The 24,493-nt window shown below is 42.9% G+C and carries 20 protein-coding genes and 3 pseudogenes; 2 read left to right on the top strand and 21 right to left on the bottom strand.

Annotated elements, in window-relative coordinates:
• Positions 1–8: 8 nt before the first annotated feature.
• From dacB to BBH88_RS15575, 18 genes and pseudogenes are all read right to left on the bottom strand, one after another.
• Positions 9–1,508, bottom strand: coding sequence for a D-alanyl-D-alanine carboxypeptidase/D-alanyl-D-alanine endopeptidase (gene dacB, locus BBH88_RS15495; RefSeq protein WP_065536531.1), 1,500 nt, complete (start codon positions 1,506–1,508; stop codon positions 9–11).
• Positions 1,509–1,778: 270 nt separating this feature from the next.
• Positions 1,779–2,048 (bottom strand): hypothetical protein, encoded by a 270-nt coding sequence (locus tag BBH88_RS15500; RefSeq protein WP_006828978.1) that lies wholly within the window; start codon positions 2,046–2,048, stop codon positions 1,779–1,781.
• Between the two features lie 303 nt (positions 2,049–2,351).
• Positions 2,352–2,923, bottom strand: a pseudogene (locus tag BBH88_RS15505) (substrate-binding domain-containing protein); the annotation flags it as partial.
• Between the two features lie 36 nt (positions 2,924–2,959).
• A pseudogene (locus BBH88_RS19695) lies at positions 2,960–3,010 on the bottom strand (hypothetical protein); the annotation flags it as partial.
• Positions 3,011–3,136: 126 nt separating this feature from the next.
• Positions 3,137–3,523 carry a D-ribose pyranase gene (gene rbsD / locus BBH88_RS15510; protein ID WP_006828981.1) on the bottom strand — a complete coding sequence of 129 codons (387 nt, stop codon included), beginning with the start codon at positions 3,521–3,523 and terminating at the stop codon, positions 3,137–3,139.
• On the bottom strand, positions 3,520–4,401 hold the full coding sequence (gene rbsK, locus BBH88_RS15515; protein WP_006828982.1) for a ribokinase: 882 nt from the start codon (positions 4,399–4,401) through the stop codon (positions 3,520–3,522). The genes rbsD and rbsK overlap by 4 nt, the downstream gene beginning before the upstream one ends.
• Complete coding sequence (locus BBH88_RS15520) at positions 4,398–5,378, bottom strand: LacI family DNA-binding transcriptional regulator (protein ID WP_065537355.1); 981 nt, start codon at positions 5,376–5,378, stop codon at positions 4,398–4,400. The genes rbsK and BBH88_RS15520 overlap by 4 nt, the downstream gene beginning before the upstream one ends.
• A 175-nt stretch (positions 5,379–5,553) precedes the next feature.
• Complete coding sequence (locus BBH88_RS15525; RefSeq protein WP_006828984.1) at positions 5,554–6,798, bottom strand: dicarboxylate/amino acid:cation symporter; 1,245 nt, start codon at positions 6,796–6,798, stop codon at positions 5,554–5,556.
• Positions 6,799–6,964: 166 nt separating this feature from the next.
• On the bottom strand, positions 6,965–7,330 hold the full coding sequence (locus BBH88_RS15530; protein WP_006828985.1) for a rhodanese-like domain-containing protein: 366 nt from the start codon (positions 7,328–7,330) through the stop codon (positions 6,965–6,967).
• 94 nt (positions 7,331–7,424) lie between these two features.
• On the bottom strand, positions 7,425–8,828 hold the full coding sequence (locus BBH88_RS15535; protein WP_065536530.1) for an MBL fold metallo-hydrolase: 1,404 nt from the start codon (positions 8,826–8,828) through the stop codon (positions 7,425–7,427).
• 283 nt (positions 8,829–9,111) lie between these two features.
• On the bottom strand, positions 9,112–10,434 hold the full coding sequence (locus BBH88_RS15540; protein WP_065536529.1) for a hypothetical protein: 1,323 nt from the start codon (positions 10,432–10,434) through the stop codon (positions 9,112–9,114).
• Between the two features lie 17 nt (positions 10,435–10,451).
• Entirely contained in the window at positions 10,452–11,483 is a 1,032-nt protein-coding gene (locus BBH88_RS15545; protein WP_006828988.1) for an ABC transporter ATP-binding protein, read from the bottom strand.
• An 11-nt stretch (positions 11,484–11,494) separates the two neighbouring features.
• On the bottom strand, positions 11,495–12,463 hold the full coding sequence (locus BBH88_RS15550) for an ABC transporter ATP-binding protein (protein WP_065536528.1): 969 nt from the start codon (positions 12,461–12,463) through the stop codon (positions 11,495–11,497).
• A gap of 17 nt (positions 12,464–12,480) precedes the next feature.
• Entirely contained in the window at positions 12,481–13,386 is a 906-nt protein-coding gene (locus BBH88_RS15555; protein ID WP_006828990.1) for an ABC transporter permease, read from the bottom strand.
• Between the two features lie 14 nt (positions 13,387–13,400).
• Positions 13,401–14,315, bottom strand: a complete 915-nt coding sequence (locus BBH88_RS15560) for an ABC transporter permease (RefSeq protein WP_006828991.1) — start codon at positions 14,313–14,315, stop codon at positions 13,401–13,403.
• A gap of 48 nt (positions 14,316–14,363) precedes the next feature.
• Positions 14,364–15,911, bottom strand: coding sequence for an ABC transporter substrate-binding protein (locus tag BBH88_RS15565; RefSeq protein WP_006828992.1), 1,548 nt, complete (start codon positions 15,909–15,911; stop codon positions 14,364–14,366).
• Positions 15,908–17,149 (bottom strand): M20 metallopeptidase family protein, encoded by a 1,242-nt coding sequence (locus BBH88_RS15570; RefSeq protein WP_006828993.1) that lies wholly within the window; start codon positions 17,147–17,149, stop codon positions 15,908–15,910. Before BBH88_RS15570 ends, BBH88_RS15565 begins: the two co-directional genes overlap by 4 nt.
• Positions 17,146–18,525 carry a M20/M25/M40 family metallo-hydrolase gene (locus tag BBH88_RS15575; protein WP_006828994.1) on the bottom strand — a complete coding sequence of 460 codons (1,380 nt, stop codon included), beginning with the start codon at positions 18,523–18,525 and terminating at the stop codon, positions 17,146–17,148. The genes BBH88_RS15570 and BBH88_RS15575 overlap by 4 nt, the downstream gene beginning before the upstream one ends.
• A 128-nt stretch (positions 18,526–18,653) precedes the next feature.
• Between BBH88_RS15575 and BBH88_RS15580 the strand changes: the two genes are divergently transcribed.
• Together BBH88_RS15580 and BBH88_RS15585 are read left to right on the top strand one after the other, a co-directional pair.
• On the top strand, positions 18,654–19,844 hold the full coding sequence (locus BBH88_RS15580; RefSeq protein ID WP_238323498.1) for a M20 family metallopeptidase: 1,191 nt from the start codon (positions 18,654–18,656) through the stop codon (positions 19,842–19,844).
• A 166-nt stretch (positions 19,845–20,010) separates the two neighbouring features.
• Positions 20,011–20,970, top strand: a complete 960-nt coding sequence (locus BBH88_RS15585; RefSeq protein ID WP_065536527.1) for an IS30 family transposase — start codon at positions 20,011–20,013, stop codon at positions 20,968–20,970.
• A gap of 268 nt (positions 20,971–21,238) precedes the next feature.
• Here the strand turns inward: BBH88_RS15585 and BBH88_RS15590 are convergent.
• From BBH88_RS15590 to BBH88_RS15600, 3 genes and pseudogenes are all read right to left on the bottom strand, one after another.
• Positions 21,239–22,233 (bottom strand): annotated as a pseudogene (locus BBH88_RS15590) (quinone oxidoreductase family protein).
• Between the two features lie 179 nt (positions 22,234–22,412).
• Entirely contained in the window at positions 22,413–23,009 is a 597-nt protein-coding gene (locus BBH88_RS15595; RefSeq protein WP_238323342.1) for a TetR/AcrR family transcriptional regulator, read from the bottom strand.
• A 55-nt stretch (positions 23,010–23,064) separates the two neighbouring features.
• Positions 23,065–24,291, bottom strand: a complete 1,227-nt coding sequence (locus tag BBH88_RS15600; protein WP_006828999.1) for an acyl-CoA dehydrogenase family protein — start codon at positions 24,289–24,291, stop codon at positions 23,065–23,067.
• Between the last annotated feature and the right edge of the window lie 202 nt (positions 24,292–24,493).

The raw sequence follows: 24,493 nt of genomic DNA on the forward strand, positions 1-24,493 counted from the left end.
CGTTACTGTTATTCCCCGCCTGATTCCGCGATTGCTGTGGCAATCGCATCTTCAATTGGTGTGACTAGAGCTAGATCGTTGTTAATAATGATGGAGAAAATCAACAGCTTTCCAGCTTTGGTTGTGGCATAGCCGGACAGAGCGGACACAGCTGTCAAAGTGCCGGTTTTGGCTCTAACATTTTGCTGTGCTGCAGTTTCTTTCATCCGATTTCGCAAAGTGCCACCTACAAATCGTTCTTCAGCCCCCGCTACCGGAAGAGCGTTCGAATAGCTGTCAAACCAGGATTTGTTCTGCACTCCAAACAGTAATTGAGACACTTCGTTCACCGGAATCAAATTGACATGTGACATTCCTGAACCGTCACGCAATAGGATGGTGTCCGTATTGACACCAAGCGCCCCAGCGACATTCCCCATCACTTCTAGCCCCGCTTCCCAACTGCCTTCTCCCTGGACGATCCGCCCCATTTCCTTGGTTAATACTTCACCGTGTCCGTTATTACTGAGCTTCATGAAAGGAATAGAAAACTCTGCTAATGTCATCGATTCATGCTCCAGCAGCAGTGTACTGTCTGCAGGTGTTGCTCCCATTTTCATCTTATGCTTTCCTGCCCATTCGATTCCCTGAGCCAACAACGCATTCTCGAACAAATCGAGTGCATAGCCTGAAGGTTCATCAACAGCGATCCATTCCCGGGTACGTGAGCCTTCAAAAGGAATATCACCGTCAATGACAATCTGGTTGGTTCCATGCTCACGGCTAATGGAAACCGTTTTAGGCTGGTCTGCCGCTACTGTTTTTGCTCGATTCACGATTGTTACGTAATCTGTTTGCGGTGTCAGCGAGACTGTTGGCTCTGCACCAGCTTGATCGCCTGGATTCACTTCAACAATAACCGAGCCTGCATCATAATCTTCATTGGGCGACGCGGTCAACGCAGATACCTGTGCACCATAATAATAAACTTCGTCCTGCCAGGTAATGTCTTCCGATAGCCGGACGTTGTCATACCAGGTATCGTCGCCGATCAGATCTCCTTTGATTTTTTGAATTCCCTGACTTTTGAGTTCCAGCGCAAACTGTTCAAAATCTTCTTGCAGCAGGGTCGGATCTCCTTTTCCTTTTAAGTAAAGATTGCCTTTGAGCATTCTCCCTTTGACTGTTCCATCTGTATGTATTTCAGTAGTAAACCGGTAGTCTTCACCCAAAGTTTCAAAAGCTGCTGCAGCGGTGAATAGCTTCATGTTCGAAGCCGGAACCAATCGGGCATCTCCGAAATGGTCGTAAATTTTCTCTCCCGAATTTGCCTGTCGAATGCTGACGCCCGCCAAAGCCCCATCGAGCCGCTCATCCTGAAGGATTTGGTTGATTTCATTGACCAAAGGTGCGTATTTATCATCTGCACCTGCAGTTGTTTCGTGATCAGTGAACTGCATCGGTGAAATTGCCAATACCCCCGCCAATATTAGAAATGCCGCCACTTTAAAAACTTTATTTCTGGCCATTAATCCATCCCCCGTCCCTTAATATGTTAAAGAATGTACCATAATTAGGACTAGAGTTTTCAGTTAATTTAACAAATAGAACTTTACACATAGAATTTCCTTATACTTTCAGGAATATTATCCATTTTCAATTAACAAAGTAAACTTTTACTCCATCAAGTTAGCTCTATACGCCCATATATTTTCGTAAAAAAAGCTCCGCAGAAAATTAAAGTTTCCACTGAGCTTAATAACTATACAATTTTTTTGTGTAACTTTACTACTCTAGGCTTACCCGCCCGTTTGCAGCTTTGTCGTGTAAATTAAGCAGTCCCCTACAAAGATCCGGCATTGCATTGTGCAGAAGTGAAATCCAACCGATACTTTGATTTTTTCATATTCATTATTTTCATTTCTCACTTTTCCAAACAGACGTGAAGTAAGATGCAAACCGACCTGCTCGTCCTGCAAAACCCCGTCTACAAAAAGTTTTTCATTGGTCCATGTATTGACGACTCGGATTGTGTGTTCACCGTACTTCACTATCCATACATCCTTCATATGCTGTCCCCCCTGTTTCTGTTATTGACAACAGTATAACAGAAAAAGAATAAGATCGACTGCACCTACCTCAACCATTTTTCCCCACTCGACCAGCGTCGACGCATTCGTGAGCTGGGCAAAGTAAGAAAACGGATGTCCTTCACAGCTTATCGCGGCGGCTATACCCGAAACGGCTTGAAAAAGTGATGTTTTCTACTAAAAATCACTCTAATATCCACTTAAGAAAACCATAGACCACTCGAATCGCTCGAGTAAGTCTACGGTTAGAAGCATTCATGACCGTATGCCCATATTATTCTTTTATTTAACCAATTCCAACTCCACCGGAATCGATTCTTCAACTTCTTCGCCATCAAGAGATTGAACAGCCGTCTCAACAGTCATTTCACCGATCATTTCAGATTTTGTTCAATTGTTCCAGCTAGACGGCCTTCTTCTACAGCTTTCACTGCATCATCAGAAGCATCAAATCCGACAACCGCAATGTCTTTTCCAGAAGCTTCAATCGCTTCAATGGCACCTAATGCCATTTCATCATTATGTGCAAATACTCCCGTAATATCAGGGTTTTCCTGAAGAATATTTCCCATAACTAATAGGCCTTCAGCACGGTTAAAGTTTGCTGTTTGTTTAGCAACAACATCCAGACTGTCAGCAACGATATTATTAAAGCCCTCTCCACGTTCACGTGCAGCCGAAGATCCTGGAACACCTTCAAGTTCTGCAACTTGGGCACCATCGCCTACGATTGAAACCAGGTGTTCTCCTGCCATTTCGCCGCCAGCAATGTTATCGGATGCGATATGGGAAACCACTTCGCCCCCTTCAGCACTGCGATCTACTGCGATGACTGCAATGACGGCTTTCTCTGCTTGTTTTGGAGAAGTAAAATTGACTTTTTCGCCTTTCACTTCGATGGTTCCTGAATCCCGTGTATAGATTCCGGACATGACTTTCATCAAAGTCGATTTGCCCGCGTGAATTTCACCTTTCTCCAAAGCAAAGTGAACATTTTTCAATACTTTATTGCCACTAAATGATTAGGAGATATCCGTCATTTTAATCAGTAGACTCACCTGCCTTTTTCAAAAAATAACGCCAGAGCGAAGGACAATATTGGCGTACGGTGTCGCTTCTCCTGTGCGGATGATCAGTTCCGCCTGTTTACTGAGATCCTTCAGTTCTTCATGTGTAATATAATCGACTTTCGTTTGTTTTATGATTTCCTTTTCCACTCGGGGATTGCCGGCTGTTATTTCCCGGGCAATGAATGCAGCTTCTGCCTCGAAATCAGCGAGTACAGCATCTAATATCGTTAAGAATGCGGGTTCGCCTATTTTATAAGACAAATCGATGCATAGAACTCCTTTTGGAATTGGTAATCCGCAATCGCCAACCACCAGCAAATCTGTGTGCCCGAAAAGAGCCAATGCGGCAGCTATATCACGGTTGATGATTCCGTTCTTTTTCATGAACGGTCACCTGCCATCCGCTCTAGGACAGCTGCTCGATTAGGCATGCCACCTTGCGCACCAAATTTTTCTACAGACAAGGATGCAGCAGCGTTGGCAAAGCGCACAGCCCCTTCAAACTCTTGCCCTTCTACCAATGCGGCAGCAAGTGCACCGTTGAATGTATCGCCTGCTCCAGTAGTGTCAACTGTTTTAGTAGAGAAGCCTTTTACTGTGATATGCTTTTGTCCGTCATAAAACTGCGCACCTTTTTGTCCAAGCGTTACGACAAGACGGTTTGGGTATTCTTCCAGAGCCTTTTCCCAATTCTCGCCGAAGATTTCTTCCGCTTCTGTTTCGTTTGGTGTCAGATACGTGCAATATGGAAGAAAATCAGCCGTAAATCCACTTGCAGGAGCTGGGTTTAACATGCTGGGTACTCCATTTTGATGGCAAATTTCTAAAGTCTGTTGAATAACGGGAATCAGCATTTCCAATTGCATGATAACCAAATCACTAGCTGCCAGTTGTTCTGTAAATGAAGCTATTTCTTCAGCTGTCACACTGTAATTGGCTCCCGGTACGACAATAATACGATTATCGCCTTCTGACAGGAGGATGTTGGCAATTCCGCTTGCTCCATCGATCCGTTTGATACCCTTCACCTGAACCCCTTCACTTTTCAATCCTGACAATAGCTCAGTCCCAAATGCATCCTGTCCAACTGCCCCAATCATGTGGACATCGCTCCCTAACCTTGCAGCTGCCACTGCCTGATTGGCGCCTTTGCCTCCTGGAACCGTCTCATACAGATTGCCTAAAACTGTTTCGCCCTGCTTCGGAAAACAGTCTGTCTGCACGACCAAATCCATATTGATGCTGCCAACTACCGTAATCATTCCATTCCCTCCCTTGTTGTTCCACGAATGACCAATTTCACGGGAACTTCATAAAAATTTTGTTCAATTTCCTTGTTTTCAATGCGCTTAATCAGCACCCGCGCTGCTATAGCACCCATCTTATAGACGTCCTGTGCGACGGTGGTCAATCCTGGCGACAGCATCTCCCCCATCGCCACTCCGTCAAAACCGACAATCTGCAATTCATCCGGCACATGCTTTCCAACAATTCCAGCCGCTTTTAAGGCACCCGCCGCCGACACGTCACTGCTGGCAAAAATTCCATCGATTTGTGGATGATCCTTCAGCACGTTCTCCACAATTTTCTGTGAATCCGCAAAATGAAATGGACAAGTCACTACTTGATAATGCGCATCCGAATTTCGGATCGCTTCCAAGAATCCTTCATAGCGATCGTTCGCCGGATTCAATTTTTCCGGACCTCTCAGGAACAGAATATTTCGACATCCTCTTTCGAGAAGCGCATTTGTTCCCATAATAGCGCCTGCATTATTAGAGGAAACGATGGGGATTTTTTCGTTTATCGTCCGATCGAGTGCCACAATCGGTACTTTGGCATTCGCATAATGTGGCGCATCCAGCTGGTTGGAAGTCACAATAAAACCGGCAATGTATTTTTTCTTTAGGGTTTCAATATAGTTTTTCTCTTTTTCGGGATCTTCATCCGAGTTGCACAACACCACAGTGTATCCGTATGTCAATCCAACATCTTCAACTGCACGTGCAAGTTCCGGAAAAAATGGGTTAGTGATGTCCGGCAGGATCAGTCCGACCAAATTCGATTTCTTGGTATTCAATGAACGAGCAACCGGGTTCGATTCGTATTTCAGTTCTTCTACCGCACTAGTTACTGCTTTGGCAGCTTCTAGACTAACGTATCCACTGTCATTTAAAAATCTGGAAACCGTCGCTACTGAAACTCCTGCTTTTTTTGCTACATCTTTAATGGTGGTCATAAAAAACGACTCCGTTTCTGCTTCGGTATGTAACCGGTTACACACCATGTATAGTGCAAGCGATTTCTTGTCAATTTGAACATTGTCCATCTGATTCACCAAAAAACACAAAGTAGTCCTTTCTTTTTTAAAGTAAAAAAGTTCTCGCAACATCGCGAGAACTTTTCTTCATCTGTTAAGCATTCATATTTTTCATTCGCAAATCTCTGTTTTTTTCCGTCTCTGCTACATAAACTGCACATGCAGCATCGCCTGAAATGTTGACAGCAGTCCGTGTCATATCTAGCAGCCGATCAATTCCGATTACTAGACCGATTCCTGCTGGCGGAAGCCCGACACTGCCCAGTACCATAGCAAGCATAATCAACCCAACGCCTGGAACACCTGCTGTACCAATGCTTGCCAAGACAGCAGTCAGAACCACCGTCACAAGATCCATCGTCGATAGTTCAACGCCATAAGCCTGCGCAATAAACATTGTTGCAACCCCTTGCATAATAGCCGTCCCATCCATATTGATGGTAGCTCCAAGAGGCTGAACAAACGAACTGACGGACTTTGGTACACCTAATTCATTCTGTGCAACTTCCATCGAAATCGGCAAAGTCGCTGTACTGCTCGACGTACTGAAGCCGACACTCATAGCAGGTGCAAACTTTTTAAAAAACCATATTGGGCTTTTTTTCGCTAAAAATTTGATGGTCCCCCCATATGTGAAGATGGCATGGATCAGGAGAGCTGCTACAATCACCAGCATGTAGGAACCCATCGCTTTCATCGCCGAGAATCCTTGAGATCCAACAGCCGTGGCAATCAAACCGAATGTCCCATAAGGCGCGAACTTCATAACAATTCCCACCAGATACATCATGACATCATTGCCTTGTTCAACCAAATGGACAAGCCCTTTGGTTTTTTCGCCAAGAGCCGTCAATGCCAACCCGATAAAGACAGCAAAGACGATAATCTGCAGCATATTGCCTTCTCCTAAAGCCGCAATTGGATTTGTTGGAATCATATTCAGTAAAGTTTCACCGACAGACGGTGCTTTTTCTGACTCAAATTCTGCGCCAGCCAGATCGAAGTCACCGGCAAGCCCAGGTTGAATAACAGCTGCCAATGATAACCCGATAGTAATCGCAATGGTCGTGGTCACCAGAAAGTAAGTGACCGTTTTAATACCAATCCGCCCTAATTTGGCAGGATCCCCAAGACCTGCAGTTCCGAGAATGATGGAAAACAAAACAAGTGGTACAACGAGCATATTAATCAAACTTAAAAATATTTGACCTAGCGGCACAAATAAATATGTATTCAACGCTTCAAATGAATCAGGGACAAATAAGTTGATCAGTAAACCTACGATTGCTCCCAAGATTAGTCCAGTCAGTACTTTTACAGTTAATCCAGGCTTTTTCATCCATTTCCCTCTTTCGTTTCTAGACATAGAAACTATTTTATAGGAAAGTTTATACCCCGTACAACTTTTAAGCAATTCACAGAATATATAGTTTTTAGAAGCAAAATTATTATTTCTAAATATAAAAAAACTGTATAAATGAAGGTACATTTACACAGTAATCAAGTCAAAAACATGACGTTTGCATCTTGTTTTTCCCTATTAAACTATAGCTTGCCACGTTGAATCCTTTTTGCTGAAGCAGTCGAACTGCCAGGTTTTTTTCCATTTGATTTTCTGCAATCAGGTGGATAGGATTTCGGGGAATTTCCTTATAACCTCTTGTAAAGTAAGATATAGGCAGATTAAATGCTTCGGACACAAACTCTTTATCAGACACATTATAGGCGCGGACATCCAGCAAAGCATAAAAATCGCTGTCAATCTGATCAAGCCGCGCCTGTTTTATTCCATGGACCGGCATATGTCTTTTATAGACACTATAGGCTGCCATAGAAACTGGCAGCCCAATCAGCATTGTACTTACTATCATTTAATTTCTCCTTTTTCATAAATCGAACTTATGATTTCCCAATAGCGATATTACATACTATAGAGTTAATCATTTCTTTAAAATCTCATACTTCTTAAACCGACAATTCTTCTTTCCACTTCAAATAGCCACCTGTAAGGTTCACCAGGTTGTCGATACCATTCGCTTTAAGAATACTGGTTGCAATCGCTGAACGTGCACCAGACTGGCACTGGACAATTACGGTTTTATTCGCATTGACTTCTTCCAATCGATTTTTTAATGTACCCACCATAATGTGATCCGCTTGTTCGATATGGCCTTCGTCGTACTCAGATTGACTACGGACATCAAGTATGTTGCCTTCTCCATCTTCAATCATCTTCTTAGCCTGATCGGGAGACACGCTTGTGTATGAATCTAGCTGATTTACCTCTTGGATTATGTTTGAAACATCGGCGTAGCCAGCTACACCATCAATACCAATGGAGTGCAGAGCTTCAAAGACCAGATCTATCGATTCTGGTTCCAATAGCAGGTAAAGTGGCTCCTTATAATCCACAATCCATCCAGCCCAGTTGGCAAATGATTTATTGAATGGGATGTTGATAGTCCCTGGAATATAGCCATTGCCGAATGAAGATGAAGGACGTAAATCCAGCACCTGATGGCCATCCGCAATCAATTTTTCCAGCTCTCCTGCAGACCCCAAAACTTTTGGCTTAGGCAAATTTTTCAACAGTTCTACACCTGTTTTATTAACAGATTTCATAACAGCAAAATAGGAAGGTGGTTCAGGTTGACCATCTAATAATTCTTTTTGAAATGCCATTGCGTCATCGTATTGCAATGCCCAGTTGAACAGCTTTTCATAACCTACAGTAGTGGAAGGAATGGCGCCAAGTGCTTTTCCGCAGGCACTTCCTGCTCCGTGAGCTGGCCATACTTGAAGATAATCCGGCAGCTTTTTGAAGCGTTCAAGTGACTTGAACATCTCTTTTGCCCCTGCTTCAGAAGTTCCTTTCATACCTGCCGCTTTTTCTAGCAGGTCGGGTCTTCCCACATCTCCTACAAATACGAAGTCTCCTGTGAAAATGCCCATCGCTTTATCTGCTGAACCACCGCGGTCCGTCAATAAAAACGAAATACTTTCAGGCGTATGGCCTGGTGTATGCATCACGTCAAAAATCAGATTTCCGATTTTAAACTGATCGCCATCTTTCAATAATTGATGATTTAAGTGATCGATATTCTGATATTTCCAATCTGCGTCACCTTCATCAGATACATATAATGTTGCCCCGAAACGATTCGCCAACTCGCGCGAACCCGAAACAAAGTCAGCATGGATATGCGTCTCAAGAGCACCGACGATATTCAAGTTTTCTTTTGCGGCAAGCTCTTCGTAAACAACGATATCGCGCATCGGGTCTACTACTACTGCTTCCCCCGTTGCCTGGCAGCCAACTACATATGAAGCGTGAGCTAAATTTTCATCGTAGAAATATCTTAATAACATCTCATCAATTCCCTTCGATAATTTAATAACCCCAATATACCACCAGGGGTATGAGTAGTAAAGTATTCTGCTTATGCAAAAGCATTTTACAGACTACAGCAGTCCGCTTCTTTTAGTGATGCCCATTTCATTCTCAAATTTCTTTGAATATTGTAATGTATAGTTAGTTAGTTTGATTTAGCATCCCACCCTTACTTGGTAAAACACAAAGCACCAACAATACTTTTCAAAAAGAAAAAGTTTCGCTGGTGCTTGAACTATGCGAATATTCATTTTCGGATGATCATTTGACTTTTTCTTCAATCACCAATTCGTACACTTTTTTCGGACGCCCTGGTTTACCAAGATTTTTTTCTTCCGCAACAATTCGAATCAGGCCCATCTGCTCCATCTCATTTAAAATACGTCTCGTATTGCGGTCCGTATTTTTTAACAAAGTAGTCGTTACTTCACTAGTAAAACGGCTTAGGTTTTTTAACTTAACGTAGTGGTAAATTTTAGCGGGAATCGTTTCTTTGTATTTGTGATTTTTCAGAACATTTCTCCAATACTCAGGCAGCTGATAGTTGCTTTCGTAGCTGAATTTCAAATCGGTCAAATTTGTAAAAACTTGATCTTCATTTACAAAAGCCACTTTACAGTCTTCTTTCGAGGAAGCATATTCAAAAGCCAGCTGAACATGCTGTTCAGCATCATAAATGGTATAACCTGTTCCAATCCCTATGTGGAATTGCAAAGAAGTTCTCATATTAATCTCTTCAGCAATAAAGGAAATCGTATTATTAAATGTCAGCAACTCATAATCACCCTGAGTCGTATAAATAAAATAAGTCCCGCTCCCTTTATCTATAAGAGATCCATTTAACATTTTTGTTAAGCGGAGCAGCTCCTGCTGCAATTCCAATACTTTTCTATTTTCTTCAAAACTGAAAACAGTTTTTTTGGAGACTCTTCCTTCGTAAAACAAGTCCACTCCAATAATGGCCACTTTCTGTTTTTCATAAACATGGCTCTGTGCTTTTGAAAAAAGAATGTCGAAAATCGTCTTTATAGCCATCCTGGAGGGAACGACTCTATAGACCGGAATTCCAAGCCGCTTCAATTCCAGGTAAACCTTTAATAAGCAAGTAAGTGCTAGCTCAGATTTTCCAGCACGGTAATTGCTTACATGAAAATCAATTAATTCATTATGATCGGTATATCCTTTAAAAGACGACAGTTCAAAAGATATGTTATTCAGCTGATATTCACTGAATAATGAATGGACAACATGTTCATTAACTGTATCCAAACTCATTTTCTCAACAAATCTGCCATAATCTTGCATCACTTTCAAACAAGTTCCGAGTAAAGCCATGCCATGAAGAGGTGGAAAAGAAGCTTCATCTGGCGTGATCAGTCCCAACTCCAAACAATAGTGGTATGGAGTCGGTCCTGAAAATATCCATTTGGCCACATCGTATCGGTGTTTGTTTAGAATACTAGTCAACTCTTCTTGATCGAAATATTTAAATTCTATAAGCTCAATGCGTGGATCATTGTCGGCAACTTCACGTATGACCTTTAAAGAATCTGCGGGTCCTATTGCTCCTATTCGAACTTTCATGCTTTATTACACCCTCTTCATTTTACTTTTGAAATACCTGAATCGGGCAACACATTCGTATCTTCCTGCAAAAGAGGATAATGACAGGCCACAAAATGATTTGGCAAGATTTCCCGATATTCTGGAACTTCTATTTTACACTTTTCAGTTGCAAAAGGGCACCTTGGGTGAAAAGGGCATCCTGAAGGAGGATTGATCGGACTTGGAATTTCCCCTTTTATCAATTGATGCTCTTTTCTTAGTTTCGGGTCTGGTATCGGTACTGAATCCAACAAAGCATACGTGTAAGGGTGCAGTGGATGCGTAAACAATTCATCTCTGCTTGCCAGCTCCACCATCTTCCCTAAATACATCACACCGATACGATTACTTATGTGACGGACAGCCGGCAAGCCATGGGCTATGAATACATAAGTCAAATCCATTTCTTTTTGTAACTTCTTCAGTAGATTTAAAATTTGGGCTTGTATGGATACATCCAGTGCAGAGACAGCTTCATCACAAACAATTACTTTCGGCTTTAATGCCAAGGCACGCGCAATTCCTATGCGTTGGCGCTGGCCACCACTGAATTCATGAGGGTATAATTTCATTTGATGTTCTCTCAAACCTACAAGTTTCATAAGTTCACGAACCTGCTCTTTTAACTCTTTCCCCGATGCTAAGCCATGCACTACGAGTGGCTCTCCAATAATTTGCTCCACCGTCATACGCGGATTTAAGGATGAATAGGGATCCTGAAAAATCACTTGGAGGTCTCTTCTGGCTTTCCGGAGTTCTTCCTTTGACATCACTGAAATATCTTCATTCTGAAAATAAATGTGCCCTTCAGTTGCATCCAGCAGACCCAGCATTAATTGACCGGTAGTTGACTTGCCGCATCCCGACTCACCTACTATGCCCAGCGTTTCACCTTTAAATACTTGAAAATTCAAGCCATCCACTGCTTTTACTTTCGAATGCGTCTTTTTAATGAAACCTTTGGTCAGATCAAAATGCTTTTTCAAGTCTATAACTTCCATAATCACTTTTTCCTCTGTCGATTGCATATAGCCACCTCCTAGCCTTTAACTTTTATGCAGCGTTTTGCATGGTTTTTTGAAACGTATTCTAAATCGGGATGGACTTTCGTACATTCAATATCCCCTATTGGGCAACGCGGATGAAATTTACACCCTTCGGGCATAGTAGATGGATTAGGAACTGTTCCTTCAATGGAATACAATTCATCCACCACATCATGAATTTTAGGGATCGAAGCGATCAATCCTCTTGTATAAGGATGCCGAGGATTATCAAATAATTCCTGGATAGGTGCCACTTCTACTACTTCACCTGCATACATGACAACCACACGGTCTGCCAATTCAGCCACAACACCTAAATCGTGTGTGATGATTATGATGCTTGTATTGAAGTTTCTCTTTAAGTTTCTCAATAATGTCAAAATTTGAGCTTGGATAGTTACGTCCAATGCGGTAGTTGGCTCATCTGCAATGAGCAATTTCGGATTGCAGGATAAAGCCATCGCAATCATGACCCGCTGACGCATTCCTCCTGATAGCTGGTGCGGGAATCTTCCCATAACCTTTTCTGCATCCGGTATTCCTACCGTTTCTAGCATTTCGATGCCTTTGTTATTTGCCTGTTCCTTAGTCATCTTATTGTGCACAATCAATGTTTCCCGCAACTGATAGCCGATTGTAAAAACCGGATTCAATGCGGTCATTGGTTCTTGAAATATCATAGCGATTTCATCGCCACGCATTTTGCGATACTCTTTTTTACTTAAAGTTCGTAAATCTTTATCTTCAAAAGTAATATTACCTTCATAAATCTCTCCATTGGCCGGCAAAATTCCCATTAAGGCAAGAGACGTAACACTTTTCCCACTCCCTGACTCCCCGACAATCGCTAAGGTCTCCCCTTGCTCAACTGAAAAGCTTACGCCATTGACTGTTGAAACATAGCCTTCATCTGTTTTAAAACGAACTTTTAAATCTTCGACTTTTAACAGTTCATTGCTCATGATGTCTTCACCTCCATTTACTCTTTAATTTTCGGATCCAATACGTCACGCAGCCAGTCTCCTAGAAAAATAACACCAAGCACTGTTATGGTTATGGCGATGCCAGGAAATGTAGCCACCCACCAGCTGGTAGCGATGTATTGTCTCCCATCACTTAACATAAGTCCCCAGGAAACAGCGGGAGGTTGGATTCCAAGCCCCAGAAAGCTCAAACTTGCCTCAAGGATAATGGTGGTAGCAACATTCAACGTGGCGATAACTATAAAAGACGAGATGACGTTCGGTAAAATATACTTGATGATTATCCGAAAATCCTTCGCTCCTATGGCTTTCGCCGACCTGACATAATCACGCTCTTTAATGCTCAGCGTTTCACTTCGCACCATTCTTGCATAAACCACCCAAGTCGTTCCGCCAAGAACCAAAATCAGCGTTGTGAGGCTTGGCCCCAGAACCGCCAAAATAATCAACATGAAAAGGATGTTTGGAATTGCCAGCAAGGCGTCTACTGTTCGCATAATTACGAAATCCCATATCTTGCCGTAATAACCCGCAATCAATCCCAGCGCCATGCCAATTGCTCCTGCAAGTAAAACTGCCGTGATGCCAATAAACAATGAAATACGCGACCCGTAAATAATACGGCTCAAGATATCTCGTCCCAAATTATCTGTTCCGAGAAGATATTCAGATGATCCACCTTCGCTCCATGAAGGCGGCAATAAACGATCCACCACATTGGTTTGAGCAGGATCATGTTGGGCAAGTAAAGGTGCAAATACCGCCATTAATACGACTGCTACTACAATGATCAATCCAGTCATTCCGGTTTTACTTCTGAATAAGCGCTTAGCCAGCTTTCTAAAGGAGGATTGAGCTACACCTTTTTGTTGGTTTATCGTTGTTTCTGATGTTTGCGTCAACTTGAGCCCCTCCTTTATTCATATTTAATGCGTGGATCCAGAAACCGGTAAATTAAATCTGCCAGTAGATTGCTGAGAATAACAAAGATGGCAATAATGAAGGTAGCAGCTTGTACAACTGCCATGTCCCGCAAGTTGACTGACTGAACAAGCAATTGCCCAAGTCCTGGCCATGCAAAGACAGTTTCCGTAATCAAGGTTCCACCTACCAATGTAGCGGTTTGCAGTGCCATGATGGTCACTACGGGAATCAACGCATTACGAAATGCATGCTTATTGACAATAATCGATTCACCTAACCCTTTACTACGGGCTGTCCGGATAAAGTCCTGCTCTAAAATCTCCAACATGCTGGACCTTATAAGCCTTGTCATCTCCGCGGCTATGCCTGTCCCCAGCGTAATTGCCGGCAATACCAAATGCCCAAGAGTTCCTCTTCCGGAAACAGGGAAAATTTGAAACGTGACAGATAAAAAGAGGATCAGCATAATCCCTAACCAAAAATTGGGCATCGCTTTCCCTAAAACTGCTCCACCTGTAATAAACAGATCGAAAAAACTGTTGCGCTTAACTGCTGATAGAATCCCCAGCGGCACAGAAATTACAATGGCCACTATCATCGAGGCAATGGCCAATTCAAATGTTGCCGGCAGCCTTTCCAATACCAGGCTAAGTGCATCTGTGTTGTAGCGGAATGAATCGCCGAAATCACCGGTTACCAATTCTCCCAGATAAGTGAAGTATTGAATTGGCAAAGGCTCGTTTAAGCCCATTGACTCTCTTAAAGAATCACGCTCTTCTTCTGTAGCGGTTTCTGGAAGCATCAAGGACACGGGATCACCAGTCACACGGATGAGTAAAAATACAATTAACGTTATGAGGAGTAGTACAGGAATTGTTTTTATTATACTTTGGACTAAATACTTCATTGATTTCCTCCTCCTATCGAAAAAAAAGAGGGGAATCCCCCCCTTTTTTTAATTCAGTGTAATTGAGTCAGCATAAAACATTTCATTTAAAAGCGGCTCAAAATCAAGTCGTTCGTTGATCCCTGTGATTGCGTCCAATTGGAACATATAAATTTGAGGACGATCTTCAGCAATTATTTCCTGAGCTTCTTGATATTGTTGTACACGCTCTTCGGGATCCATGTTCTGCTCTGCTGCAAGCAACAGATCATTTACTTGTTGATTGTCATAATCCGTTTCACCTTCAGCATTTTCAATTGTTAGCCTATCCAACGCCAGCGAAGCATCGAACATCGAGTTGCCGTAGCCAATGTAGAACATTTCAGCAAAGTCACGCTCTTGGTAACGTTGGTTGAAGGCACTCCATTCAATCAACTCCTGGTTGACTGTGATTCCAACTTCAGACAGCATGGCGGCAATCAATTCTACTGTCTCTCTATCCTTTAAATATCTTCCATTTGGTCCTGTTAATGTCAGTTCAAACCCATCTGGATATCCTGCTTCAGCAAGCAATTCTCTAGCTCTTTCCGGATCGTAAAGTGTTTGTCCATAAAGGTCTTCATTAGCCCCGACGTTTCCAGGAGTGACCCGGGTGCGCGTAACCGTACCTGCGCCTTCTAGCAACGAATCTACGATCGCCTGCTTATCAATAGCCAAATCAATCGCTTCACGTACCAATGGATCTCCCGTTACACTGTCTTCATCTGTTCGCAATACCAGCATCATGACACGTTGTGTCGGCGACTGGACAGTTGTAACTCCTTCAGTTTCATTGACCCGCTCCACGTCCGTTGGAGGAATATTTACAGCCACATCAACTCCACCGGTCAGTAGTTCAGAAACACGGGTCGAATCTTCTGGAATGCTTCGGAAAACCAGCTCTTCCCATTTTGGTGCATCACCAAAGTATTCCGTATTCGCTTCAAGTGTCAAACGGTCATCTCTTTTCCATTCCTTAAATTTATAAGGCCCTGTTCCGACCGGATTTTCTAGGAACACTTCCCAGCCTTCTGTTTCAATATATTCTTGCGGCAGAATGCCTGAGCCTAATCGGGACAAACGATTTAACAGTGCTGGTTCTGGATTTTTCGTGACAATTTCAAATTCGTAATCACTTACTACATTTACAGTTTCAATCTGATTGTAATTGCCGTGCTCAAGCAACGTGTCGTCCTTCGCTACTCTTTCTAATGTATACTTCACATCATCAGCGGTCAGCTCTTCTCCGTTATGAAAAGTCACTCCTTCTCTCAGTTTGAAACTCCACGTAGTATCGTCGATATTCTCCCAGCTTTCAGCTAAGTCAGGCTGAAAACCTTCTTCCGGGTCATTGGTTAGAAGATAGTTGAACATATTCACATGAACTGCTTCCGTGGAAGTTGTATTGTGATCATGAATATCAAACGTTACAATATCTGTTCCCATAGCAATTGTTAGAGTTTTGCTGTCGCTTGTTTCTACCGGTTCTTCCCCTTCCGTACTGCTTGTTTCTCCACCTGAACAACCTGCAATAACCAGCGTCAATACTAAAAGTAATACCCATAGCAGTTTCTTCATTCTTTTTCCCCCTTTGTGGTTTGTAGAAATTTATGTGTCAATAAACTTAAAACCGAAATCCCATACAAAAATGCTTGTTCATCTACATTAAAACGGCTGTTGTGATTCGGGAAAGCTGTTTGTTCATCATTGTTCGTCCCTAAGCGAAAAAAGATGGAAGGCACTTCTTGAGAAAAGTAAGCAAAATCCTCGCCACCCATTGAAGGAGTAGCTATATACAACGCCTCAGCTCCAAACAACTCACTAACTGTTTTAGTCAATAATTCTCGCATTCCTTTGTCAATTTTGATTGAAGGTGTGACATGGTGATAAGTAAGAACCGCATTGCCTTTAAAGCTTTTCGCTATTCCTGTGGCAATCGACTCTATTTTTTCCGGCATTTGAGCCCTTGTCTCTGGTTTTAACGTACGTACAGTTCCTTTCAATAAAACCGAATCCGGAATAATCGTCGCTTTAGTTCCGCCTTGGATTTGCCCAAAGCTAAGAACCACGGAATCAAGAGGATCGGTTTGTCGACTTACTACCTGCTGTAAAGCAATGAGGACTTGAGCGGCAATTACAATAGGATCTATCGTTTGATGTGGATGCGCTGCATGACCTCCAGCTCCTGTTATAACGAGGTCGAAGATATCAACAGCTGCACAGCTGTATTCTGTGTCAGTCACTGAAAATTCACCAGTTTTCAATGTAGGGTGTACGTGGAGCCCCACCATTGCATCCACTTTAGGATTATCCAGTGCGCCATCCTTAATCATCGCATCTGCGCCTTGTCCAATTTCTTCAGCTGGCTGAAAAATCAATTTCAAGGTTCCTGATTCCAGCCCTTTTGCAGCGAATAACTTTGCCACTCCCAAAAGGATGGAAGTATGTGCATCATGTCCGCATGTATGGGCTACACCCTCGTTTTCACTCCGGTATGGTTGATCTATTTTGTCGGTCATGGGAAGCGCATCCATATCGGCTCTCAAGCCGATAACCGGTCCGGGAGCTGCTCCGTGCAACAAGCCAATTACTCCTGTTTTGCCTACGGCTTCCTTGACTTCGTAACCCCACCCTTTTAACAACTCAGCCACAATACCGGCTGTTCTAGTTTCTTCGAAGGCCAATTCAGGGTACTTATGAAGGTCACGCCGAATAGTAACTACTTCGTCAAATACAGCTTCAATGGAATCGTGCCAATCAGGATGTGAAGATTTTAACTTTCTGAATTCTTTTATGCTGTCTGTCTTTGCTGTCATCGATTCACACTCCCCTGTTTTTCAAACTGCCTGCTGAACTCGAATACTAATGCTGCCACCATTTTAATGCCTTCGATATAATCCTCCACACAGATATTTTCATTTGGAGCATGATTATTCGATTCGAAGTTTCCTACACCAAAAGAAGCTGAAGGAATTCCAAGAGCTTGGCATAACTCGTACATTGGCCCAGTTCCTGGCGTATTGGGTACGATATTCGGTTTTTTAGACGAATACTGTTCAGCTACCACTATCATAGCTTTGACAATTTCCTGATCCGGTTTTGTTCGTGCAGCACGCTCTGAACTGGTGACTTTTATCCGAATATCCTCAAAGCCCTGATTATTCAAATGCTTTCGTAATTGCAACAATACTTTTTCAGGATCTTGCCCGGGGACCAAGCGAAAATCTAATTTGGCTGTGGCTGCAGAAGGCAACACAGTTTTTGTTCCTTCTCCTATATAGCCAGAAACGATCCCACAAATATTGCAAGTTGGTTCGAAAATATGCTTTCTTTTTAATTCCGTTCCCTCTAGATTTAGTAAAAAGCTATCAATTCCTAACTTCCTCAAGGTCTCTTCTTCATCCAGCCGATAATGCGACAGCATTTCTTCATCCAATTGCGTGATCGATTCGACTTCATCATAAAATCCGGGAATTGTTATTTTTTCCTCCTGATCTTTTAATGTATTAAGTGCCCACACCAGTTTCCAGACAGGACTTTCTATAATTGCTGCCTGAGCCGAATGCAAATCTGTATTCGCTCCTTCCACAGACAATTCAACATATAGCATGCCCTTGACTCCCAGTGACACTTGCAGTGCACCGTCTGCATCCCGGTAACCAAACTCCCAGACACATCCATCGGAATAAATTTTATCTGCATATTTTTTCGCAAAAGCAGGCAAATTCAAGCTCCCGATTTCTTCTTCACCTTCAAAGATAAATTTAATATCAACCGGCAGTTCGATCCCCATTTGTCTGATAGCATGGATCGCAGCTATTCTAGCAACCAGGTTGCCTTTATTGTCTGCCACTCCTCTGGCAAAGATTTTCCCGTCTCGAATATCCGGTTCAAAAGGTGGACTTTCCCATAACTCAATCGGATCTTCCGGTTGAACATCATAGTGATTGTAAAAACTCAGAATTTTATCGGACGTTCCTTCCAGCTCGGCGTATACTACCGGGAATCCTGCAGTAGGAACCTTCTCCGGTATTATTGAAAATGCTTCAGCAAATAAACCATCTAAATAGGATACCGCATCTTCCATCCCTCTATTTTGGGCTGCGACACTTGGAATCTTACAAAATTCAGTAAGCCACTTGATGTACGTCTCTCGATTTTCTTCAATAAATTCATCAATTTTTCCTTCCAAAAACTCTCCCCCTTTATTTATGGACAATTTCCTTAATGTTTCATTAACTTTACCTGCTTTTAATAACATGTGTCAATATAATTATCATTTTTTTCAAAATATATTGATTTATTAATTTATTTGTGTTTATGTATAAACATGATGTAAAAGAAAGGAAGTATCGAATGAACTCTTATAAAAACTACTTATTATCTCAAAATGGTGTAATAAAAGAAGATTTATTGCAATTGGTCCGTTCTCAATCTCCAAGCCATAATAAATTATTAGTTGATCAATGCGGGGAATTATTAAAGGAAATATTCCACAATAGATTGACGGGTAGTTGGAAGCCTGAAGTTTTTGAACAACAACAAACCGGTAACCATTTTTCTTTTGAATTGGAAGACAGTGGATCAAAACCTCGTATTTTGCTTTTATCCCATTTTGATACTGTCTGGGATGTGGATGCAATTCCGTTAGTAGAAAAAGACAATGATATTTATGGACCTGGAGTGTTTGATATGAAAGCGGGTCTGCTGTCTTCGATTTGGGCAATTCGTTCACTGCAATCCGAGCTTCAAGAACTTCCTTTTACCCCTGTATTTCTATTTACTGCTGATGAAGAAATTGGCAGTAAGACTTCCCGCGCCATTATCGAACAAGTAGCAGCGACCTGTGATAGTGTTTTAGTGATGGAACCGCCTGTATTTGGTTCCAACGCCCTAAAGACTGAAAGAAAAGGTGTAGGACGGTATATACTCAAAGTGCAGGGAATCAGTGCCCATGCTGGAAATCACCATGAAGATGGCGTTAGTGCTATCTTAGAACTATCAAGGCAAATCATAGAACTCGAAAAACTGACCGATTATGAAAAGGAAACCACTTTGAATGTAGGGGTCATTAGAGGTGGTACTAGCAGCAATGTTATTTCTTCATCTGCCGAAGCGGAAATCGATTTCCGTGTGACTTCCTATGCAGAAGCCGAAAAAATTATACGCACCCTTGAAAATTTAAAGCCTTTTAATAGTGTTGCTACTCTCAGCATTACTGGAGAGTTGAATAGACCACCACTGGAAAAAACCGAAGCGAATTCCTTGCTTTACCAACAGGCAGTGACTGCTGGGGCAAGAGTGGGAATTGAAGTGAAAGAGGCAAAAGCAGGAGGCGGCAGCGATGGCAACTTCACATCAGCTCTTGGGATTCCTACACTCGATGGACTAGGCATACCAGGTGATGGCCCACACGCAATCCATGAACATATTCACTTTGATCATTTCAGTGAACGCTGCGCGTTGATTAGTGAAATTTGTTTAGAAATTGGAAAAAAAGAAACAAAATAAGAAAGACTGGATTCTATCGTCCGACACAAAAAGTCGGTTGTATAGAATCCAGTTCTTTATTTTTGTTCACGCCGATTGTAAAATTAAGCTAGACAACTGAAAAAGCCATTCGTGATACACTCTAAATGTATTTTCCGACCAAAGAAAAACAGAGGAGTGATCACGAATGACCTACACCCATCTTACCACGGATGAATTGGTGATGATAGAATCCTACCACCGCCAACATATACCTGTGGCGATAATTGCAGAATGCCTGAACCGTTCCAGGCAGCCGATCTATAATGTCATCAACTTCCTGAAATCGGGCTATACAGCTCTCGATTTCTACAAACAATACAAGAAAAACAAACAACGCTGCGGCCGACGAAAACTGGTCTTGCCGAAGAAACAAGTTGTCTATATTCAAGACAAGGTGGCGCAGGGATGGACGCCTGATGTCATTGTCGGCCGTGCAGAAACGGTGATCGATTGTTCCGCACGCACGCTCTATCGCATGTTCAAAAATCAGGTCTTTGATGTAGCCACACTGCCCATGAAAGGGAAACGAAAACCCAACGGGCACGAGGAACGCCGCGGAAAGCAGGCGTTCAAACGACATATTTCCGAACGAGAAACCGACTATCCTTCTTTCCAAAAAGAGTTCGGACATATCGAAGGCGACACCATTGTGGGCGCCCGCCACAAAAGTGCGGTGATCACGCTGGTCGAACGGCTGACGAAAGTCATCATCGCCTTGAAGCCTGCGGGACGCAAGGCATGCGATATTGAAACTACGCTGAATCAGTGGTTTCAAGGGGTTCCCAGAAACCTGTTCAAATCCATCACGTTTGACTGTGGGAAAGAATTCTCCAATTGGAAACCGCTGTGCAACCAGCACGACGTCTCGATTTATTTTGCGGATCCCGGCACGCCTTCCCAGCGCGCCTTGAATGAAAACTCCAATGGGCTGCTTCGAAAAGACGGCTTGCCAAAGGAAATGGACTTCAACCAGGTGGATCAACCGTTCATTTCCACGGTGGCAGACAAGCGGAATAATATCCCTCGGAAGTCGCTGAATTACCGTACACCCCTGGAGGCATTTATGAGTCACCTGAATGGAGTAGATCTGTCTAGCTTAAATTGACAAACGGAATCATTAAAAAAATCCGGTAATTCACTAGCCTTCATCGGAAACTCAGCTTTGCGTTTATCGACAAATGACTGTATGCCCTCGTCAGCATCCGCATTCTGACCGGCCCAATGCAGAAATTTCGATTCAACCAAATGAGAAGCCTGCGGATGATCTTAAACAAGCATTTACCACAGTAGCCCGCGTGTAAAGCTTCAGAGTTACTGTTCCATTTCAGTTTTTAATACTAGACCATCTTTTAATAGATTGATATATGCCAGATTCAAGGAATCAGCAATACCTTGCCTATACTCATTCGACTTTCGGTATGGGCATGCGCTTTTCCGGCATCCGTCAATGCAAAGCTTTTGGAGATGGCAATTTCCAGCTGCTTCTGCAGCTGGTATTCAGTTATTTTTTCAGCACCTTCCTTCAGGAATTCAGGACGGTTCTTCCGGTAGGTGCCCGTACTGTAACCAATGACGGACCGGCAACTGGAATGGAACTGATCCGTTTTGCAATTCCCGGCATCGATCCGTCATTGGCATGCCCGAAAGAGACAATCCAGCCAATTGTGGCCAAGCACTTCAAACTTTTTTCAAAATTCTCGCCTGCTACCGTATCAAGAATGACATCTACCCCTTTTCTTATCGTTAATTCATTAACTTTTTCCACAAAATCCGCTGACCGGTAATTGATAACTTCATCGGCACCAAAAGATTTGGCCCGGTCTATTTTTTCATCGCTGCCGACAGTCCCAATGATCTTAGAAGCCCCGAAAAGCTAGGCCAATTGAATAGCAGTTGAACCGATTCCCCCAGCTGTGGGATGGATCTAAATGGTTTCATCTTTTTCCATCCTCACCATCTTTTGAATGACATTGTTGGCGGTAATGCCGACAGTCAATGATGCAGCGGCAGTTTCGCTGCTGATGTCACCAGGTACCGAATACGTTAAATTCTCCGGCGCCACGACAAACTCAGCATAGGAACCGCCTGCCGGAAATGCCGTGACGCGTTGCCCAGGCTGGAACCGGCTCACTTGATCACCAATTTCTACAACTACGCCTGCACAATCCAGGCCCGGCGTAAAAGCGGCATCTGCTGCCACTCCGTGATACTGGCCTTGGCGGGCTTTAATGTCAGAAAAGTTGACGTTGATGGTTTCAACCCGGATCAGCACCTGGTGTACGCCAGGTTTAGGCTTATCCACTTCCTGCAGTTTTAATACTTCCGGCCGGCCGATTTCTTTGACGACGATTGCTTTTACATTATCCACACCTTATCAATTTTCAAAATCACCATACAGACTCCAATAACCAACCCTCCACAGATGAGGATAATCATGGCATATCCCAGATGTCGCGAATCTTCAAGCCCGCAATCAACTTGTACACGCTTTCTGGCTTTAGCTGTTACCCTATCCATCCACTAGTTATCCCGCTCAAGCTCCTTTTGTCACAATAATATTTTCAATAAATATTTAGCGTAAATCTCTTCTAATTCATCTTTTCCGTATTGCCCTTCCGACGAATACCAGACTTGCACCCAGTTGGCGGCACCTAAAATCATCATACGGGCCATCTTCTTTTGATCAATGATAAACTCACCTCTGGCTACTCCTTCATCGATGATTCTATCAAAAATTCCGGCATATTCATCCCGTTTCTGAAAGACTTTCACGATATTCTCCTCAGAGAATATTTGTTCTGGTTTACCGATAAGATTAAAAACTTCTTTTTCCTGAATCACGATATCAAGATGTACTTTGATTGCTCTCTGCATTTTTTCTCTAGCAGACAGGTTTTCAAGAAAAAGCTCTTCTAGACGTTCCATGGCACACGACAAAATCAATTCATGACATTTATAAAGCAATTCTTCTTTATTTTTAAAGTAATAGTAAAGAGAGCCTTTTGTCATAAGCAATTCAGCTGCGATATCCTCCATCGTTGCATTTTTATATCCGTTCCTCGCAATAACCAAACTGGCAGAACGAAGTATTTCTTCTTTTTTCTTGGCTGCTTTTTTCTCTCGGAGACTCATATCCACCACCATCTCCTTCACATTGGTCCGTAATATTTTTTCTATCTTTGTATTTCCTGTACTTTTTCTATTTCACAATTGAACTTTCCTTCAATTGCTCACGCAGTTCGAGACGACCGACATCCCGCAAATGGACTTGGTCTGGTCCATCAACTAAACGCAGTGCACGAGCATTGGCGTAATGTGCCGCGAGCGGGAAATCTTCTGTTAGTCCAGCTCCGCCGAAAACTTGTATCGCACGATCAATAACGTTAATGGAAACGCGTGGAACCGCAATCTTGATCATCGCAATTTCCTTACGTGCCGATTTCACGCCTCCTTCATCCATTTTATGAGCTGCATGCAAAGTCAAAAGACGCGCTTGTTCAATTTCAATCCGACTTTCAGCGATAATTTCTCGGATGACATCTTTATCAGCCAAAGTAGAACCAAACGCTTCTCTACTGTCAGCGCGTTTGCACAGGAGCTCAAGTGCCCGTTCGGCAGCGCCTATCGCACGCATGCAATGATGGATGCGTCCTGGTCCCAAACGGCCTTGCGCAATCTCAAAACCTCGCCCTTCGCCCAACAGTATATTAGAAGCCGGGACACGGACATTGGTGTAATGGACTTCGGCGTGCCCTTGCGGTGCATCGTCATAGCCAAAAACCGTCAGCGGACGGATGATTTCTACTCCCAGTGTGTCAAAAGGCACCAGAATCATTGACTGCTGCTGATGCTTCGCTGCATTTGGATCTGTTTTCCCCATGACAATCGCAATCTTACAGCGAGGATCCATCGCTCCGGTTGTCCACCATTTTTTCGCGTTGATGACGTATTCATCGCCATCACGAACGATGCTACTTTGGATGTTGGTGGCGTCGGAAGAAGCAACAGCGGGCTCCGTCATTGAGAAGCAAGAACGAATTTCTCCACGCAATAAAGGTTCGAGCCATTGTTTTTTTTGGTCTTCTGTTCCGTACTTGACGAACACTTCCATATTGCCGGTATCTGGTGCGTTACAATTGAACAACTCAGGTGCAATCAAGGAACGGCCCATGATCTCGGATAAATGAGCGTAGTCGTAATTCGACAGGCCAGCTCCGTATTCCGGATGATCCAGGAATAAGTTCCATAAGCCTTGTTTTTTCGCCCTGTCCTTCAGCTCCTCAATAATCGGCGGTATGGTCCAGCGATCTTCAGCTTCCTGCAGGTACTTTTCGACAGTCGATTCGTTTGGATAGACATAATCATCCATGAACTTCAGTAATTCCCCTCGTAACTCTTCAGCTTTCGGCGATAATTCTTTAAGCATTTGCTTTTCCTCCGATATTTTTAAATGTATTTTTCGAGTTATTGCCTGATGCATCTCTTGGCAGCCTGTCGATTAACTCAAATTCTTCAGGAACCTTGAACTTCGCCATAAATCTCCTAAAAAATTCCCTTGAAATTGAATGAGAACCCTTACATGATTATTTAAAAAAGTTCAAACACTTATACTATTGATTCAAAGTTAG

The sequence above is a fragment of the Planococcus antarcticus DSM 14505 genome, assembly GCF_001687565.2.
GTDB classification, from domain to species: domain Bacteria; phylum Bacillota; class Bacilli; order Bacillales_A; family Planococcaceae; genus Planococcus; species Planococcus antarcticus.